The organism is Flavobacterium sp. DSP2-3-1, from assembly GCF_049896865.1.
Classification (GTDB): Bacteria; Bacteroidota; Bacteroidia; order Flavobacteriales; family Flavobacteriaceae; genus Flavobacterium.
Genome location: NZ_JAFCVD010000003.1, coordinates 237,577 through 255,687 on the forward strand (window position 1 = coordinate 237,577; position 18,111 = coordinate 255,687).

Below are 18,111 nucleotides of genomic sequence, written 5' to 3' on the forward strand. Positions count from 1 at the left end.
ATTATATCTATATTTTGTTTAATAATTTTAAATATTTAAATAACTCATTTACAAAAACGGCGTCACTATTGATTTCCGCTTTGATTATAAAATGATTTAATCTTTTGTCTATTGATGAAAAGCCAACTTTAAATTGCGCTTTAGAATCATGCGTAATTTGCATTAAAATTGCTTTCTCGATGTCATAAAAACTGATTAACAAATCAAACTTTTCATTGCTGAACTCATTAATCTCATGACCTCTAATTTCTCCATTCCATTTTAGCTGTGCTCCGCTAAATATGGGATATTTCGATACTTGTTTTTTCTTAATAGCATCACAATAAAGGATTGTTTTTATATTTTTCTCTAAAATTCCGTTTATTACTAACTCTGCAATCAATAATTCGGTTGCCGAAAAATTAGTTACATCTACCAACAAACCAACTGTTTGTACAATACCTGAGGAGTGATTCATTTTTGAATCTTGCAAGCTATTTTTTAATGTTTTTTTTAATAAAAAATTCTTTATATAATTCAAAAACATATTACTTTTACTTGGTTACAAAATTAATTAATTAAGTCGCATTTAAAATGGTAAATCTAAAAAAGTATAACGACGTTTCTAAACTTTTTGTTATATTCTTAACATTTTTATTTGTTGCCTCTTGCAGCAAACAAAATTACGTCACCAAAATAGAAGGAAAAAGAATTCCTATTACTGAAAAGGAGAATCAAGTTCCTGCAATTGAAAATTTTATAAAACCGTATAGGGCACACATTACCAAAGATTTAGACAGCGTGTTGGCTTATTGTCCGGAAACATTGGATAAAAGCAATGGTAAATGGCAAACTACAATCGGTAATTTGATGGCTGATGTTACCTTAATGAGAGGAAATGTCGTATTTCAAGCCAGAGAAAAAAAGAATATTGACATTTGTTTGCTTAACAGCGGAGGGATTCGCTCGATACTTCCAAAAGGAAATGTAACATCAAGAACAGCTTTTGAAATCATGCCGTTTGAAAACAGTTTGGTGGTGATTGCATTAAAAGGAGAGCAAATACTTGAAATGGTCGACTTTTTTATCGCTGAAAAGAAACCACATCCATTATCTGGAGTAACTTTTACAATTGATAAAAATAATGTTGGCAAAAATATTTTAGTTCAAGGGAATCCTATTCAAAAAGAGACCATTTATTATGTGGGAACCAATGATTATTTGTCTAATGGCGGAGACAACATGAATTTCTTTAAAAAAGGTGTTCAGAAATTTGATTTAGAATACAAATTACGAAATATCCTTATTGATTATTTTAAAGAAGTTGACACTATTCCTGTGATAAAAGATGTTAGAATTACGGTAGAATAAAAATAAGTATTAAGAGTTTAGACGCATTATTTAGTTTTAAACAATTGAAAGTAATTTTGAAAATATAAAGTTATAGCCCCGATTGAAGCGGCATCCCACGCTTTTTAGCGTGGATATAGCGTAAAGCGGGAAATAGCTCCAAAAAACATAAAATGAAAAGAAGAGAATTTATAGAGAAAACAGCTGCTGGTTCAGCTTTATTGAGTTTAGGTGTGTCATTAAGCAGTTTTGATATCTCTAAAACCAGACAATTGACGGTTTTACACACTAATGATGTTCACAGTTATATTGATCCATTTCCTGCGGATCACCCTAGAAATGCAAATATGGGCGGCGTGGCACGAAGAGCAGCTTTGATTGAAACGATCAGAAAAGAAAATCCAAATGTATTGTTGCTCGATGCAGGTGATATTTTTCAGGGAACGCCTTATTTTAATTATTACGGTGGAGAATTAGAGTTTAAGTTGATGAGTATGATGCAATATGATGCATCTACAATAGGAAATCATGATTTTGATAATGGTGTTGAAGGTTTACATGCGCAGATGCCCCACGCTAAATTTGAATTCCTGTCTGCCAATTATGATTTTAAAAATACTGTGATGGATGGTTTTGTAAAGCCATATAAAATATTCAATAAAAACGGAATAAAAGTGGGTGTTTTTGGGCTTGGAATCGAGCTTGCAGGATTGGTTGACAAAGGAATGTATAAGGAAACCGTGTACAATAATCCTGTCGAGACTGCTCAAGATATGGTTCGGATTTTAAAGAAAGAAAAGCAATGTGATATCGTGATTTGTTTGTCGCATTTAGGATACAAATACAAAGACGAGCCAAATAAGATTTGTGATTTAAAATTAGCCGAGCTGACCCAGGATATTGACTTAATCATTGGTGGTCATACTCATACTTTTTTGGACAAACCTACGGTTGCAAAGAATCTTGTGGGCAAAGAAGTTTTGGTAAATCAGGTAGGTTGCTACGGTATTAACTTAGGAAGAATAGATTTTTATGTAGATAATAATAAATCAAAAGCTTTTGAAGGAAAATCGATTATAGTGTAGCTATAACCGATTTTATTATTTGAAATAAACTTTAGTAGTTTGTTTTTTATCTTCATTTACATCTGCATTGAATCTTTCGGTATCAATGACAAATTTATAAAAAGCATAATAACTCATTACATACAAAACCATTCCCAATGGTCTAAAGTACGTTGGAGGTAAGTTAGATAAAAAACATTTCTCAATAAATACAGTAAAATACAGCGCTATAGATAATACTCCAAAGATTGACAGCCAAGGTGTATTTTTAGTTTCATTCATAAAATAATTAGACAAAACAACTGCTCCAAGAATAGATACCAAAATATTTTGGATTATTAAAGGATAATAACTCTCCTTTGGAATTTCATCCGAAATAGAAAGCAAATAAGAAAAAATAAAAATAAAAGGAATTACTGCTATTAGTATTGGTACAAAATCGCTGACCTTATTCAACTTTATAATATATAGTATGAGTAAAATTCGATGGATTACAATTCCGGCTAATCCTAACATTAAAAAAAGTAGTGATTCTGAAAGAATTAAAATACTAGTCAGCAGCAAAAAAAACCAACTTACAAAAAAAAGAATACTCCTCTCCTTAGAAGTAAACCAATAAAGACAAAGTATTAACAACGCCGTCAAAGGTCGAAATGCAAACAAAATTACTTTGAATGAAAATAATTCTGCCAAAACTTCGATAATTGCAAAAGAAAAAATTAAACCAACGATTGCGTTTCCTTGTGTAAAATTATAATTTTTTGTCAGTAGCTGCATTACTTTTATTAATTAAAGTGATAAAATCATCTTCCGAAATTATTGAAACATTTAATTTATTGGCTTTGTCTAATTTAGCGGGTCCCATATTATCACCAGCTATAACATAATCCGTTTTTGCCGAAATGGAACTTCCCACTTTTCCTCCATTATCTTCAATTGCTTTTTTCAAATCGTCTCTGGAAAATTTCTCAAATACTCCTGAAACAACAAACGTTTTGCCCGAAAGTTTTTCGGTAGCATTTGGATTTACCTTTTCAATAATTTCAAATTGTATTCCATATTTTTTAAGTCTTTCAATGATAATACTATTTTCCTGATTATCAAAAAAATCTAGTACACTTTGTGCAATTCGCTCACCAATTTCATCCACTAAAATCAAATCCATCAAAGTAGCCTGACGCAATGCATCGATACTTTTATAATGTTTAGCTAATTTTTTCGCTACTGTTTCACCAACGAAGCGTATTCCAAGTGCAAATAAAACCCGTTCAAAAGGAATATTCTTTGAATTCGCTACACCATTCACCAAATTTTCTGCAGATTTTTGAGCCATTCGCTCCAAAGGGCGAATTTGCTCAACTGTTAATTCATACAAATCGGCATAATTATGAACCAACCCGTTATTGAATAATAAGGTTACCGTTTCACCGCCAAGACCTTCAATATCCATTGCTTTCCTTGAAATAAAATGTTGGATTCTCCCAATAATTTGCGGCGGACAACCGTAAAAATTAGGACAATAATGATTGGCTTCACCTTCACTTCTTACCAATTCAGCATTGCATTCTGGACAATGAGTGATGTATTTTGTAGTCTCTGAAGTATCCAGACGCTTAGTCAAATCAACAGCAATAATTTTAGGAATAATCTCCCCTCCTTTTTCTACAAAAACGGTATCTCCAACACGAATATCCAATTTTTCGATTTGATCCGCATTATGCAAAGAAGCACGTTTAACAATAGTTCCGGCTAATTGCACAAGATTTAAATTTGCCACTGGAGTTATAGAACCTGTTCGTCCTACCTGATACGAAATAGAATTTAATTTTGTCGAAACCTGTTCTGATTTAAATTTATAGGCAATTGCCCAACGAGGTGATTTTGCAGTAAAACCCAATTCATCCTGATAGTGAAAAGAATTTACTTTTACTACTACACCATCGGTTTCATAAGGAAGATTATGCCTGTGAGTGTCCCAATAATCAATGAATTGAAAAACTTCATCCAAATTATGTGCCAGTTTGGCTTCTTTAGGAGCTTTAAATCCCCATTGCCTGGCCATTCCTAAGCCTTCAAATTGCGATTTAAAAGGCAAATTATTGCCAATTAAAAAATACAACAAACAATCCAATGGTCGTTTTGCAACTTCAGCACTATCCTGTAATTTTAAACTTCCAGAAGCAGTATTTCTCGGATTTGAGTAAGGTGTTTCACCTATTTCAATTAATTCCTGGTTCATCTTTTCGAAACCTGCAAATGGCAGAATTATTTCGCCACGAATATCAAATTTAGAAGGGAAATTTCCTTTTAATTTCAACGGAATTGATTTTATAGTTTTAATATTATTTGTTACATCGTCTCCCTGAAAACCGTCTCCACGCGTAACAGCACGTTTGAGAATTCCGTTTTCATAGGTAATGCTAATTGAAGCACCATCGTACTTTAATTCACAGGTATACGCTAGCGGGACATCGCCTAAGACCTTCTGAACTCGTTTTTCCCATTCGATTAATTCTTCCTTAGAATACGAATTATCAAGAGAATACATACGGTATTCATGCGTTACAGTCTGGAAGTTTTTCGTTATGGTTCCTCCTACACGTTGAGATGGTGAACTTTCGTCAAAATATTCCGGATACTGACTTTCAAGTTCTTGAAGTTGCTTTAATTTAAAATCAAATTCATAATCAGAAATTATAGGTTTATCTAACACATAGTAATTATAATTGTGTAAATTTAATTCCTCCCTTAATTTTTGAATCGTATTTTGAATATCCATAGAAAATAAAAATTGGCTATTTTAGTTTTTAAAAAGTGTACTAAAATAACCAATTTAAAAGAAATAACAATGCAATTATGATGCTATAATTGTATTTATTTGCTGGAATAAAAGTCCATCACTCAAAAACGAACCTTGTTGTATTAATTCAAAAATTGAAGTATTACGCTCTTCCGTAAACTCTTTTTTACCCACTTTCATTTCAATAGTATCCGTAAACATATTATCGCTAAGCCATTGCAATCCTTCTTTAGTCAAAAAATCAACTTCAGGCACCAATGATTTCAAAACAATCGATTGAACATGGGTATCAAAACAATGAAAGAGGAAAATATGATTTTTAGAAAAATGTTCTAAATAGGTTGCTTTTGAGAGAACACCTTCCCAAATTAAATCAGAAAAAACGTCTAACTCTTGTTCGGCCACTTCTGGTTTTGAAGCTTTAATTGTATCCCACTCTGCTCTATCAATAGCTTGAGTTGCTAAAAAAGTACTGAATTCCTGATTCAATTCTTCAAATTGCTCTTTTGTTAATCTTGAGTATTTCATTTATGCTAAATTTATTTCATCATCTTAATTATTTAAGATGCTCTTTATTTATGAATTAAAGAATCTGAAACAAGTTCAGACTAAACAAAAAAAATCCCGACTTCCATCGAGATTTAATTATATAAATTTATAAAAATTTATGCTTTTTCAGCAACAACTTCATAATCTAATTCAACAATAACATCTCTGTGTAAACGAACGCTGGCAGTATATTTACCAGTACGTTTAACAATTCCGCTTGTGATGAATTTTCTTTCGATTTGTTGTCCTCCTTTAGCTAAAGCTTCAGCGATATCAATATTGGTGATTGAACCAAATAATTTTTCACCACCTGCTTTCGCAAAAATCTTAATTTCGATAGCTTTCAAAGCTTCCGCCAATGCCTTTGCATCTGCTACCACTTTAGCTTCTTTGTGTGCTCTTTGTTTTAGGTTTTCAGCTAATACTTTCTTTGCAGAAGAAGTTGCTAAATGCGCGTGACCTTGTGGGATCAAAAAGTTACGACCATAACCATTTTTTACCGTTACAATATCATCTTTAAATCCTAAATTTTGAACGTCTTGTCTTAATATAAGTTCCATGTTGTTGTCCTTTGTTATAGAAGTTAGGTTTCTTATTTCAGAAAACCAACAACTGAGTTATTTTATTATTTTAGTAAATCAGCCACGTATGGCATTAAAGCAATGTGACGTGCTCTTTTCACTGCAACTGACACTTTTCTTTGGTATTTCAATGAAGTTCCAGTCAAACGACGAGGAAGAATTTTTCCTTGCTCATTAACGAATTTCAATAAGAAATCAGCATCTTTATAATCAATATATTTGATACCTGATTTTTTGAAACGACAATACTTTTTAGTTTTGTTAGTTTCTATGTTCAAAGGCGTAAGATATCTGATATCTCCGTCTTTTTTTCCTGAAGCCGATTGTTGTAATGTTGCCATGATAATTAAGCTTTTGTAGATTTTAATTTAGTTCTTCTTCTTTCAGCCCAAGAAATAGCATGTTTGTCAAGACTTACAGTCAAGAAACGCATTACTCTTTCATCACGTCTAAATTCAGTTTCAAAAGCAATAAGAACTTCTCCAGCTACTTTGAATTCGAATAAATGGTAAAAACCACTTTTTTTGTTTTGAATTTCGTAAGCCATTTTTTTAAGGCCCCAGTCTTCTTTCGACACCATTTCTGCTCCTCTACTAGTAAGAAAATCTTCAAATTTGCTTACTGTTTCCTTTACCTGAACTTCAGATAAAACGGGATTTAAAATGAAAACAGTTTCATAATGATTCATAAATATATATTTATTTGTTATTTTGGGTGCAAAAGTAACCATTAATTCTTAATAAACAAGTCTTCTTTCGTTTTATTCGATGTGTAGTAAAAAAATCGGCTCTATTAATTTTTTTTTAATAAAAAAGTATTACGTTTACGTAGCCAAATCTAAAATACAAAATTATGAAATTAAACTGTGTCGTGGTGGATGATAGTTCTATCCAGAGAATGATTATCGCTAAGTTAGTTAATAATCATCAGAATTTACATTTAATAGGTGATTTTTCTAATGCAATCGAAGCAAGAAGTTGTATGTCTATTCATAATGTGGATTTGATTTTTCTTGATATCGAGATGCCAGTAATTAACGGTTTTGATTTTCTAGATGGCTTAAAAGTAAAACCACAAATTATTTTTATCACTTCAAAGGCTGAATATGCAATGAAAGCTTTTGATTATGATGCCACTGATTACCTTCAGAAACCAATTGCAGTCGATAGATTCAATGCTTCGGTCAAAAGAGCTATAGATTTTTATTTACTTAAAAAGGACAATAAAGAAGAAGAAGGAGAGCATATTTTCATTAAAAGTAATTTAAAAAAACTAAAAATATTTACTTCTAAAATAAAATGGATTGAGGCGTTTGGTGATTATGTTAGAGTTGTCACCGAAGAAGACAGCAATTTAGTACTTTCTACCATGAAATCTTTTGAGAATGATTTATCAAAAGAAAAATTTGTCAGAGTACACAAGTCCTATATCATCAATATTGATAAAGTGGAACGTTTCAACAGCAAATACGCTGAAATTGGAATGACAAAAATTCCTTTGAGTCGCCATAAAAAAGAAGATTTAGTTCGAGCCCTTTCCTTTTCTTAATATCTTGTCATTAATAAAAATCTACATTCAACGTAACTTTAATCGCTCTGTACTGAGCAACAGCCTCAAAACTATTTAACATTTTCTGAATAGTTTTTTTTGTGTTTCCAATAGACGCATTTTGAGGGATTTTGATAATTATTGTTCGAATGTATTCATTTCTAATTCTACTGATAGCCGGTTCCTCCGGACCTAATACCGGCATATTCAGGTTTTGACTCATCACTTGATACAACCACATAGAACCTTCTTTTAATTTATCATAATCACGCTGTTTCAAAGTCAGTTTTATAATTCTGAAATACGGCGGGTATTTATAAATTTGCCGGTCATACAATTGCTCTTTATACATTCCCAAATAATCATTGTTAGTTACTTGTTGTATCGTATTATGATTGGTATTATAAGTTTGTATGATTACTTTTCCTTGTTTTTCAGAACGTCCAGCTCTTCCTGCAACTTGCGTCATCATCTGGAAACTTCTTTCGAAAGCTCTAAAGTCAGGATGAAATAACATATTATCTGCGTTCATGATTCCCACTAAACTTACGTTATCAAAATCCAATCCTTTAGCCAGCATTTGAGTTCCAACTAAGACATCTATTTCCCTATTTTTGAAACTATCAATGATTTTCTCAAAACCAAATTTTCCGCGCGTAGTATCCTGATCCATCCTTCCTATTTTTGAATTTGGAAAAATAGAAATCAATTCTTGTTCGATCTGTTCGGTTCCAAAGCCTTTTGTAGTCAAATCAACACTGGAACACGCGTGACAATGCGTAGGCTTAGCCATGCTATATCCGCAATAATGGCAGCGCAATTGATTTTTATTTTTATGGTACGTCAAACTCACATCGCATTGTAAACAGTGTGGCACATGACCGCAAGTGATGCATTCAATGATGGGAGAATAACCTCTTCTGTTTTGAAATAAAATTACTTGTTCTCCTAATGACAATGCGTTTGTAATTTCTTCAACTAAAACATCACTAAAATGTCCCGTCATTTTTTTACGAAAGTACTTGTCCTTCAAATCCACCAATTCGATGTTGGGCATCATCACGTTTCCAAAGCGCTTGAAAATTTCCACTAAACCAAATTTATGTGATGTGGCATTAAAATACGTTTCTATACTTGGCGTCGCTGAACCCAAAAGTACTTTTGCTTTATGCGAATGTGCCAACACTATAGCCGCATCGCGCGCATGATATCGCGGAGCCGGATCTACTTGTTTGAAGGTTTTTTCATGCTCTTCATCTACAATTATGAATCCCAAATCATGAAATGGCAAAAACAGAGCAGACCTTGCTCCTATTACCACTTGTGCTTTCTCAGATTTTTGCAAGACTTGATTCCAAACTTCAATTCGCTCATTATTGTTGTATTTCGAATGAAAAACAGCCACTTTATTTCCAAAATACGCTCTTAAACGTCCCACTAATTGAGTCGTCAAAGCGATTTCGGGCAATAAATAAAGGATTTGTTTTCCCGTTGCCAAATATCCTTCGATGAGTTTAATATAAATCTCAGTTTTTCCGCTGGAAGTTACCCCGTGCAACAAACACACTTCTTTATGAGTGAAACTTTCTTTAATTTCCTCGAAAGCCGTCTGTTGTGTTGCACTTAATCGTAATTCATCTTCTTTTATTTTCCCGTTGAAATTTACTCGGTCTTCTTGTAGAAAATAATCCTCAAAAATTTCTTTTTCGATTAACGCTTTTACAATCGCAGCAGAAGAATTAGCTTCCTCAATTAATTTTTTTACGGTAATGGGCTTTGCTTTACCTTGTGTCTTTTCAGTTGCGCACAATTGGAAATAACGCATTACGATTTCCTTTTGTTTATTGGCATTTTTCAATGTTTCCAATAACTCACTTAAGCCTTGATTGGATTCATATTTTGGATGTAAACGTACGTATCGAACTAATTTAGGTTTGTAACTTTCTTGAATTTCCTCCTGAAGCACTAAAATATTCTTATCAACCAGTTTTTGAATAACAGGGAAAATATTTTTTTTGTTTAAAATCGCAATAATATCTTGCACTTTTAATGAATTTTGCTGTTGCAAAGCTTCATAAACCAGAAACTCATCATCTGAAAGTAGGCTGGTATCGATAAACGAATCGGTTTTTTGAGAAATAAGGGTTTCGCTTTCCAGCAAAAGTGCACTTGGCATGGCGCCACGATACACATCCCCAATGGCACACATATAATAAGAAGCAATCCATTGCCAATGCGCAATTTGGATTTCGGTTACAATGGGTCTTTCATCGAGAATTTGATGAATTTCCTTGGCTTCGTATAATGCGGGTTTATTTTGATGAATTTCAATAACTAAAGCCGTATAAATTTTACTTTTTCCAAAAGGAACCGCAACCCGCATTCCTTTTTTGATGTAATGAAACTCCGCTTCGGAAACACTATAGGTAAAGGTTTTAGCTAGAGAAAGTGGTAAAATTACTTCGACGAAATGCATTTAATAGTAATTAAGAGTTGTGAGTTGTGAGTTATGCGTAGTTTTTTACTTTAAACTCATAACTCTTAATTTATAATTATTTTACTCTATTCCAAGTTTGTGTTCTTCCAAATAAGGCTACACCAATATATCCTCGAACTTTTAATTTATCATTTCCGTCCAAAGCTAAAAAGCATTTGTATTGTTTCCCCGTAGTTGGGTCAAGGATTTTTCCTGAATTGTATTCTTTACCATCTTTTTTTAGTCCTTTGATAATAACAAGGCCCATAACCGGTTTATTTTTCTCCGCGCCAGTACATTCCGTACACAAGCTTTTTTTCTTTTCGGCATCAATTATATCAACGATTTTACCGTAAATTTTACCGGAACGTTCGTAGATTTCAACAATAGATTTTGCTTTACCGGTTTCGTCGTCAATGGTTTTCCATTTTCCTAGAACAGTTTGATTTTGACCATAAAAAGCCATTGAAGCAAATAATGCCAGAATTGTGATAATTTTTTTCATTTCTTCTTTTTTTAGCCCTGATAGCAGTGGAAATCCTTTTCTTTTTTTCTTTAAAAAAGAAAAGATTAAAACGAATAGCAGGAAATAGCTCCTAATTTTAAACCTATTTTTAATTTAATACTTTACTCTTTTTTTGCTTTTAGTTTATTTACTGTGGCATTCAATTCAAATCCCAACAGCAATATCATACAGTTGATCCAAATATAAAACATCAAAATCAATAATGTTCCTATTGAGCCATATAATTCATTGTATTGTGAAAATTTTGTGACCCATATCCCAAAAAAATACGAATCTAAAATAATTAAAATGGTTGTAAACACTGAACCTATCGAGATAAATGCACGGTTTTTGTCGTGTTTTGTACCAAATTTGAAAAGTATCGAAGTGGTCATTAAAATCATCAAAATAACAAAAGCGTAACGGCCAATTACGATTAATTGAATTTGATCACTAAAGACTGTTTTTTGAATAAAAACTTCAAAAACTACGATTATTGCCACTGTGACTAATAACAGTAAGGACAGTAATAACGACATTCCCAATGCAACTACATACTGACGAACAAAACCTCTTTTGATAAGTACATGACGAGAGGTTTCAAAACCTCCTAAAATTCCGTTTAATCCATTTGCCATCAAGAAAATAGACAATATAAATCCCGAAGATAACAATCCGGAATCACTATTATTCAGAATATCGCTGATGATTTTGTAAATAGCATCATAAGTATTTGGTGGCACTCCGTCCTTAACAAACATCAAAAAATCTTCTTGAAAACCTTCAATAGGTATAAATGGAATTAAATTTAAAATAAATAATGCAAAAGGAAATAATGCCATGAAAAAACTAAACGCAATGGCACTGGCGTGATAAGTTAAAGCGCTTTCAATGATTCCAAGGCCATATATTTCGATCAAATCATACAAAGACAAACCTTCTAACCAAGGTAGTTTTATCTTTTTTAAACCAAACATAAGATTCCGTAAAATTGGAATTCTTCGTAGTTTCAATTCAATTTCTTTGCTCATAATGCTTTCAAACTCAAATCCATGTTAAAAACAGAATGCGTCAATGCGCCAGACGAAATATAATCTACGCCGCATTCCGCATAGTTCCGAATCGTATTTTCGTTAATATTTCCGGAGGATTCTGTCAAACATTTTGTACCTATTAAAGCTACTGCTTTTTTAGTATCCTCAAAATTAAAATTATCTATTAAAATCCTGTAAACTCCGTCGCTCTCCAGAATTTCTTTAATTTCATCCAGATTTCTGGCTTCCACAATTATTTTTAAATCCAGGTTGTTTTCTTTGAGATATGCTTTGGTTTTGGCTATCGCCAAAGTAATTCCGCCCGCAAAATCATTGTGATTGTCCTTAAGCATTATCATGTCATACAACGCAAAACGATGGTTTTCGCCTCCTCCAATTTTGACTGCCCATTTCTCACATGCTCTAAAACCTGGTGTTGTTTTACGAGTATCGAGAATTTTTGTATTTGTTCCTTCTAACAAACGAACATATTCTTTGGTTTTAGTAGCAATTGCTGACATTCTTTGCATTGAATTCAAAACTATACGTTCTGATTTCAAAATAGATTGCGAACTCCCAGAAACATGAAAAACAATATCTCCTTTTTTTACTGTAGTTCCATCTTCGATAAAAGTTTCAATCTGAAGGTTAGCGTCTAAATGCTTAAAAACCATTTTTGCAAAAGCTACACCAGCAATAATGCCGTCTTCTTTCACAAGTAGTTTTGCCTTTCCTGTTGCTGATGCCGGAATGCAAGCCAATGAACTGTAATCCCCTGGTCCAACATCTTCCCGAATGGCATTTTGTATCAATATCTCTAACTCGTTTTTGAACTGTATATCGCTAATCATTTTTATAGGAAATTTATAGAATGCTAAAGTAATGCATATTTTGTGGAATTGAAAATTTACGAACTGGCATCTTTAGAAAAAGTAACAAACGGATCTATTTTATTTACTAAACTACAACCCAAAATCAGAATCTGTGGCTTCATTCCGTTAGTAAACAAGGATATAAAACAAATAATATTTTCTGATTTTTAGACAGGAAAAAACCACCATCAATTTTATCTCAAATTCGTGGATTTCAAGGTAAAAAGTAAAGATTTGGCAGATTTAATCCAAACAAGTTTACACGAAATCAATAATTTTTATTTAGGCATTTATTATTTAAAATCTTATATTTGAAAATAGTAATCAAATCAATATTTATGAAATCTTTTTTAAGCCTTTTTTTTGTAACAGCATTACTTTTCACTTCTTGTAAAAAAGAAGTAGAAACATCAAATACCACTCCAACAAATGTAGTTCCTTTTACTGAGGTTGGCAGACAAATGCAAAGTCAGTCGCAAACTGCCACCCAACAACAACAAAATACAAATACGCAGCCAACAACCGTAGCAGCTGGAATGAATCCGGCGCATGGACAAGCGGGTCATCGTTGCGATATAGCTGTCGGCGAACCATTAAGCGCTCCGGCTACTACAAATGCTTCAGCAACTCCAGAACAAAACACAGCTGTTCCTGCGAACACAGTAACTACAACTCAACCGGAAACAATGCCTACCGCTGAAGGCATGAATCCGCCACACGGACAAACGAATCATCGCTGTGATATTGCTGTTGGTGCTCCGTTGCCAAAATAATTAGGTATAAATCCTAAAAAGTTGACGCTACTTTTAGTTTTTAAATCTTAAATATTGCATTTAATAAAAACATTAATTAGCACTAAATAATTTCCTATACCCATTATTATGGAACCAATTTTAATTTTTGATTTTAATTTAAAAAGTGACTTAAACAATTGGAAAATTGTAAACGACGCTGTGATGGGCGGGAAATCTCAAAGTAAATTCTATCTGAATTCCGATGGATTTGGAACTTTTGAAGGCAGCGTTTCGTTAGAAAATAATGGCGGATTTTGTTCCGTAAAATATGTTTGTGAACCAATTGATTTGACAGATGCTAAACACATTTCTATCCGTCTTAAAGGTGATGGTAAACAATACCAATTCAGAGTTAAGCCCAATCAAACTGATTCCCATTCGTATGTATCTCCTTTTCAAACTACTACAGATTGGCAAACTGTAGAAATTCCAATTAGCGAATTATATCCTGCTTTCAGAGGACAAAAACTAGATCTACCTAATTATGACGGTTCTAATTTAGAGGAAATTGCTTTCCTTGTAGGTAATAAACAAAAGGAAACATTTCAGTTACTAATTGATAGCATCGAGGTGAAATAAATATTATCTTAGTTTTCTTTATACAAACTTAAAGTCAAATTATCAATTTCCATCAATGAGAATATGCTTTGAAACTGTTAATTTTTCTATCTTCGCGCCTCTGAAATTCAACAAAAATGAACATTAAATTGATTGCTATCGGTAAAACTGATAACATAGCCTTACAATCTTTAATAGACGATTATATGAAGCGGTTGTCTTTTTACATTAAGTTCGACTTAGATATTATTCCTGATATCAAGAACGTAAAAAACTTATCCGAAAGTCAACAAAAAGAGAAAGAAGGCGAGCTGATTTTGGCGAAAATTACACCAACGGACCAACTTGTTTTGTTGGACGAAAACGGAAAAAATTTTTCCAGTGTAGGATTTTCAGAAGAATTACAGAAGAAAATGAACTCCGGAGTAAAGACATTAGTTTTCGTAATTGGTGGTCCTTATGGATTTTCAGATGCCGTTTATGCCAAAGCACAAGGCAAAATATCACTGTCTTTAATGACTTTTTCGCATCAAATGGTGCGGTTATTCTTTATAGAGCAATTGTACCGCGGCTTCACGATTTTAAGAAACGAACCTTATCATCATCAGTAAAATTGAGTGTTTAATAATTAATCTCAGTTCTCAGTTGATTTGATTAAAAAATAAACTCTTCCTGTTTTATATTAAATTCCGATGAAGGCAACTTTAAACTATTTATGAAAATTTTATCTTGAATGTAACTTCCAAAATTCAAGTTTTTATTAAAGCAAAAAATGTATTGGCTGGATTTGTTATGTGGTGCTTTATTAAAATAGGCTTGCAGTTCTTCTTGTTTTACCACAATATCATCTACTAAAATTTCATTGTTTTTGGTAAAAAAGACAACAACTCCTGACTTTGGTTTTTCCATTTTGTAATACACATTTGTAAAAGGAATAAAGGCGAGATTTTTACCAATCGTATCGGCGTAAGAATAATAATTTTCGGCCTTTTCATTCTTGTGTGCTTTTTCTTCACGCTTTTTTTGTTGCAATTTCATGATTTCCGGAATTGTAAGTCGCAACGGCAAACGTTTGTCTACATTTAGAATCCAATTGGTAGAAATAATACTGTTTTTTCGGTTTACTTCTGCCAGCGTATCTTTACCTTTTGTCCTAAAAAAAATATAGATTGGCGAAAGATCCACAACATTTTTGACAATTGTTGTGTTAGCTTTTGGCAATAAAACAGCCTCTTTGTTTCCACAAGAGAATACAGTAAATAGAACAATCAGAGTAAAATATTTCATCGTTATAAATTGATTTTATTGAATAATGTGACGCATTCCACAGCTTCTTTTACATCGTGAACACGCAGGATTTTTGCTCCTTTAATCAATGCCAGAGTATTCAAAACCGTAGTTCCGTTTAGCGAATTTTCTATTGTAGTGTCAATCGTTTTATAAATCATGGATTTTCTTGAAATCCCAACAAGAAGTGGCAACTCAAGCATGTTAAACAATTCCATTTTTTGAAATACTTCGTAATTTTGAGCTATTGTTTTAGCAAAGCCAAAGCCCGGATCGATGATTAAATCATTAATTCCAAAACTTCTGGCCAGCGCTATTTTTTCAGAAAAATAGAACAACATTTCTTTTACAATATCATCGTAGTCAGTGAGTGTTTGCATCGTTTGCGGGTTTCCTCGCATGTGCATCATAATATACGGAACATTGTATTTTGCTATTGTCTCCAGCATTTTATCATCCAGATTTCCGGCTGCAATATCGTTGATGATAGCTGCACCGCTTTCAATCGAAGCTCTGGCCACTTCACTTCTAAACGTGTCAATCGAGATTATTATTTCTGGAAAATGCTTTAGAATCAAATCAACAACAGGAACAATTCTCGAAATTTCTTCTTGTTCCGAGACAAATTCTGCATTTGGTTTGCTAGAATAAGCCCCAATGTCTATAAAAGTTGCGCCATCAAGTAGCATTTTTTCAACTTGAGATAATATTTCAGTTTCATTTTTATACTTTCCACCATCAAAAAAAGAGTTTGGAGTCACATTCAAAATCCCCATTACTTTGGGAGTTGATAAGTCAACAAGTAATCCTTTGCAGTTAATCGTCATTCGTTTACAGTTTTAAAGACTTCAAAATTCTACATTCAAAAAAATTATCTTATTTTTGAAAAAATTTGAATACAAATATACACCAATAATGAAGAATACTTCAAATGAATATGATACTGTAATTACGATTTGTCGAGCGCTGTTTATCAACAAAATGAAAGATTACGGATGTGCTTGGCGCATTTTAAGATTACCTTCATTGACAGACCAAATCTACATTAAAGCCCAAAGAATTAGAAGCTTACAAGAGAACGAAGTTCGCAAAATTGATGAAGATGAAACGGGCGAATTTATCGGGATTATCAACTATTCCATCATGGCGTTGATTCAATTGGAATTAGGCGTTGCGGACCAACCCGATTTAGAAGTTGCAAAAGCAACTGAATTGTACGATGCTAAAATCAAATTGACCAAAAATTTAATGGAAGATAAAAATCATGATTATGGAGAAGCTTGGCGAGAAATGCGTGTGAGTTCACTGACAGATTTGATTTTGCAAAAACTACTTCGTGTCAAACAAATTGAAGACAATAAAGGAAAAACATTAGTTTCTGAAGGAATCGATGCTAACTATCAGGATATGATAAATTATTCGGTTTTTGCCTTGATTCTAATGGGTTTTGGAAATAATTAATTAAAAGCAATAACAAAACATGAAAAATATAATTACTCAATTTTCTAGAATTTTCGTTGGAATTCTATTTATTATCTCTGGATTAATCAAGCTGAATGACCCAATTGGGTTCTCTTATAAATTAGCGGAATATTTCAGTGAACCCGTTTTCAACATGCCCTTCTTCATTCCATTTGCTTTGGGAATTGCCTTATTTTTAGTAATTCTAGAAGTAGTTTTGGGAATTATGCTGCTCATTGGTTACAAGACAAAATTTACTGTTTGGAGTTTATTAATCTTGATTGTATTATTTACTTTCCTAACTTTTTATTCTGCTTATTTTAATGTGGTAAAAGATTGTGGTTGCTTTGGCGACGCATTAAAACTGACACCTTGGCAATCTTTCACTAAAGATATCGTTTTACTTTTCTTTATTCTGATATTATTTTTTAATCAAAAATTAGTAAAACCGTTGTTTAGTAATAGCTTACAAAACATAGTTATTTACGCTAGTATCGTTTTATCCTCGCTTACGGGAGTTTGGGTATTGAACCATTTACCTTTAATCGATTTCCGACCTTATAAAGTAGGGAACAATATTCAAAAAGGAATGCGAATTCCCGACGGAGCTGAGAAATCGGTAGTGGAAATGGTATTTATTTACAAAGTTGGCGGTGTCAACAAAGAATTTACTGAAAAAGAGTTAATGGCAATTCCTGAAGGTGCTGTATTTGTTGACCGAAAAGACAAAGTCATCACGGAAGGGTACGTTCCTCCCATTCATGATTTTACAATGGAAAAAGACGGCTCCGATTATAAAGAGGAATTTTTAGCAGAACCAAAATTGATGTTAATAACCGCTTATGATTTGGTTAAAGCAGATCACAGTGGAATGGCAAAAATGGAAAAGTTAAATCAAGAAGCTAAAGAAAAAGGTTATAAAGTAGTTGGTATGACTGCATCTTCAGCAGAAGAAATAGCTGCTGCAAAAAAACAATTTAAATTGACATTTGACTTCTATTTTTGTGATGCTATTACCGTAAAAACGATTGAAAGAGCCAATCCAAGTATTATTTTGATTGAAAAAGGAACGATACAACAAAAGGTACATCACAATGATATTGATGATTTAAAATTTTAAAAAAATTATATTGTTTAAAGTCGTGAAGCCCGAATGGACACCTTTACGACTTTGGACTTAAAAGAAATGATAAATGCTTTCGATTATTTTTAGACTATAACGTTATTGCTTTGTAATTTTCGGAAAATGCTTT

21 protein-coding genes are annotated in these 18,111 nt (G+C 32.7%); 8 read left to right on the forward strand and 13 right to left on the reverse strand.

Annotated features, from left to right (window positions below; all coding sequences use genetic code 11):
• Window positions 1–7: 7 nt before the first annotated feature.
• Entirely contained in the window at window positions 8–526 is a 519-nt protein-coding gene (locus ACP7AT_RS05030) for a DUF6913 domain-containing protein (protein ID WP_426063254.1), read from the reverse strand.
• Between the two features lie 47 nt (window positions 527–573).
• On the opposite strand from ACP7AT_RS05030, the gene ACP7AT_RS05035 reads away from it, so the two are divergent.
• On the forward strand, window positions 574–1,350 hold the full coding sequence (locus ACP7AT_RS05035; protein ID WP_426063255.1) for a 5'-nucleotidase C-terminal domain-containing protein: 777 nt from the start codon (window positions 574–576) through the stop codon (window positions 1,348–1,350).
• Window positions 1,351–1,502: 152 nt separating this feature from the next.
• Window positions 1,503–2,414, forward strand: coding sequence for a bifunctional metallophosphatase/5'-nucleotidase (locus ACP7AT_RS05040; protein ID WP_426063256.1), 912 nt, complete (start codon window positions 1,503–1,505; stop codon window positions 2,412–2,414).
• 15 nt (window positions 2,415–2,429) lie between these two features.
• Here ACP7AT_RS05040 and ACP7AT_RS05045 read toward each other — a convergent pair whose 3' ends face one another.
• The 6 genes from ACP7AT_RS05045 to rpsF all read right to left on the reverse strand — a co-directional run bounded on the left by ACP7AT_RS05045 (window position 2,430) and on the right by rpsF (window position 7,011).
• A complete protein-coding gene (locus ACP7AT_RS05045; RefSeq protein WP_426063257.1) occupies window positions 2,430–3,170 on the reverse strand; it encodes a hypothetical protein in 741 nt (246 codons plus the stop codon).
• Window positions 3,145–5,172 (reverse strand): NAD-dependent DNA ligase LigA, encoded by a 2,028-nt coding sequence (ligA, locus tag ACP7AT_RS05050; protein WP_426063258.1) that lies wholly within the window; start codon window positions 5,170–5,172, stop codon window positions 3,145–3,147. Before ligA ends, ACP7AT_RS05045 begins: the two co-directional genes overlap by 26 nt.
• A gap of 75 nt (window positions 5,173–5,247) precedes the next feature.
• Window positions 5,248–5,721: a DUF6495 family protein gene (locus ACP7AT_RS05055; protein ID WP_426063259.1), complete on the reverse strand. Its 474-nt coding sequence runs from the start codon at window positions 5,719–5,721 to the stop codon at window positions 5,248–5,250.
• A gap of 137 nt (window positions 5,722–5,858) precedes the next feature.
• Window positions 5,859–6,302 carry a 50S ribosomal protein L9 gene (gene rplI / locus ACP7AT_RS05060; protein WP_091204520.1) on the reverse strand — a complete coding sequence of 148 codons (444 nt, stop codon included), beginning with the start codon at window positions 6,300–6,302 and terminating at the stop codon, window positions 5,859–5,861.
• Window positions 6,303–6,367: 65 nt separating this feature from the next.
• Entirely contained in the window at window positions 6,368–6,664 is a 297-nt protein-coding gene (gene rpsR, locus ACP7AT_RS05065; protein ID WP_086454224.1) for a 30S ribosomal protein S18, read from the reverse strand.
• 5 nt (window positions 6,665–6,669) lie between these two features.
• Window positions 6,670–7,011: a 30S ribosomal protein S6 gene (rpsF, locus tag ACP7AT_RS05070; protein WP_035671622.1), complete on the reverse strand. Its 342-nt coding sequence runs from the start codon at window positions 7,009–7,011 to the stop codon at window positions 6,670–6,672.
• A 164-nt stretch (window positions 7,012–7,175) separates the two neighbouring features.
• Between rpsF and ACP7AT_RS05075 the strand changes: the two genes are divergently transcribed.
• Entirely contained in the window at window positions 7,176–7,871 is a 696-nt protein-coding gene (locus ACP7AT_RS05075) for a LytR/AlgR family response regulator transcription factor (RefSeq protein ID WP_426063260.1), read from the forward strand.
• A 10-nt stretch (window positions 7,872–7,881) separates the two neighbouring features.
• On the opposite strand, the gene priA is transcribed toward ACP7AT_RS05075, so the two are convergent.
• The 4 genes from priA to nadC all read right to left on the reverse strand — a co-directional run bounded on the left by priA (window position 7,882) and on the right by nadC (window position 12,737).
• Window positions 7,882–10,347 carry a replication restart helicase PriA gene (gene priA, locus ACP7AT_RS05080; protein WP_426063261.1) on the reverse strand — a complete coding sequence of 822 codons (2,466 nt, stop codon included), beginning with the start codon at window positions 10,345–10,347 and terminating at the stop codon, window positions 7,882–7,884.
• Window positions 10,348–10,423: 76 nt separating this feature from the next.
• A complete protein-coding gene (locus ACP7AT_RS05085) occupies window positions 10,424–10,852 on the reverse strand; it encodes a DUF2147 domain-containing protein (RefSeq protein WP_426063262.1) in 429 nt (142 codons plus the stop codon).
• 122 nt (window positions 10,853–10,974) lie between these two features.
• Window positions 10,975–11,883, reverse strand: coding sequence for a YihY/virulence factor BrkB family protein (locus tag ACP7AT_RS05090; protein WP_426063263.1), 909 nt, complete (start codon window positions 11,881–11,883; stop codon window positions 10,975–10,977).
• A complete protein-coding gene (nadC, locus tag ACP7AT_RS05095; RefSeq protein ID WP_426063264.1) occupies window positions 11,880–12,737 on the reverse strand; it encodes a carboxylating nicotinate-nucleotide diphosphorylase in 858 nt (285 codons plus the stop codon). The genes ACP7AT_RS05090 and nadC overlap by 4 nt, the downstream gene beginning before the upstream one ends.
• Window positions 12,738–13,096: 359 nt before the next feature.
• Between nadC and ACP7AT_RS05100 the strand changes: the two genes are divergently transcribed.
• The 3 genes from ACP7AT_RS05100 (at window position 13,097) to rlmH (ending at window position 14,721) form a co-directional block, all read left to right on the forward strand.
• A complete protein-coding gene (locus tag ACP7AT_RS05100) occupies window positions 13,097–13,531 on the forward strand; it encodes a hypothetical protein (RefSeq protein ID WP_426063265.1) in 435 nt (144 codons plus the stop codon).
• A 108-nt stretch (window positions 13,532–13,639) separates the two neighbouring features.
• A complete protein-coding gene (locus tag ACP7AT_RS05105; protein ID WP_426063266.1) occupies window positions 13,640–14,131 on the forward strand; it encodes a CIA30 family protein in 492 nt (163 codons plus the stop codon).
• Between the two features lie 116 nt (window positions 14,132–14,247).
• Window positions 14,248–14,721, forward strand: coding sequence for a 23S rRNA (pseudouridine(1915)-N(3))-methyltransferase RlmH (gene rlmH, locus ACP7AT_RS05110; RefSeq protein ID WP_426063267.1), 474 nt, complete (start codon window positions 14,248–14,250; stop codon window positions 14,719–14,721).
• A 43-nt stretch (window positions 14,722–14,764) separates the two neighbouring features.
• On the opposite strand, the gene ACP7AT_RS05115 is transcribed toward rlmH, so the two are convergent.
• Together ACP7AT_RS05115 and folP are read right to left on the reverse strand one after the other, a co-directional pair.
• Window positions 14,765–15,397 (reverse strand): hypothetical protein, encoded by a 633-nt coding sequence (locus ACP7AT_RS05115; RefSeq protein WP_426063268.1) that lies wholly within the window; start codon window positions 15,395–15,397, stop codon window positions 14,765–14,767.
• 2 nt (window positions 15,398–15,399) lie between these two features.
• Window positions 15,400–16,224 carry a dihydropteroate synthase gene (gene folP, locus ACP7AT_RS05120; protein ID WP_426063269.1) on the reverse strand — a complete coding sequence of 275 codons (825 nt, stop codon included), beginning with the start codon at window positions 16,222–16,224 and terminating at the stop codon, window positions 15,400–15,402.
• 88 nt (window positions 16,225–16,312) lie between these two features.
• Here folP and ACP7AT_RS05125 point away from each other — a divergent pair, with 88 nt between their 5' ends.
• On the forward strand, window positions 16,313–16,858 hold the full coding sequence (locus ACP7AT_RS05125; protein ID WP_426063270.1) for a DUF1599 domain-containing protein: 546 nt from the start codon (window positions 16,313–16,315) through the stop codon (window positions 16,856–16,858).
• Window positions 16,859–16,877: 19 nt separating this feature from the next.
• A complete protein-coding gene (locus ACP7AT_RS05130) occupies window positions 16,878–17,978 on the forward strand; it encodes a BT_3928 family protein (RefSeq protein ID WP_426063271.1) in 1,101 nt (366 codons plus the stop codon).
• Window positions 17,979–18,111: the final 133 nt, after the last annotated feature.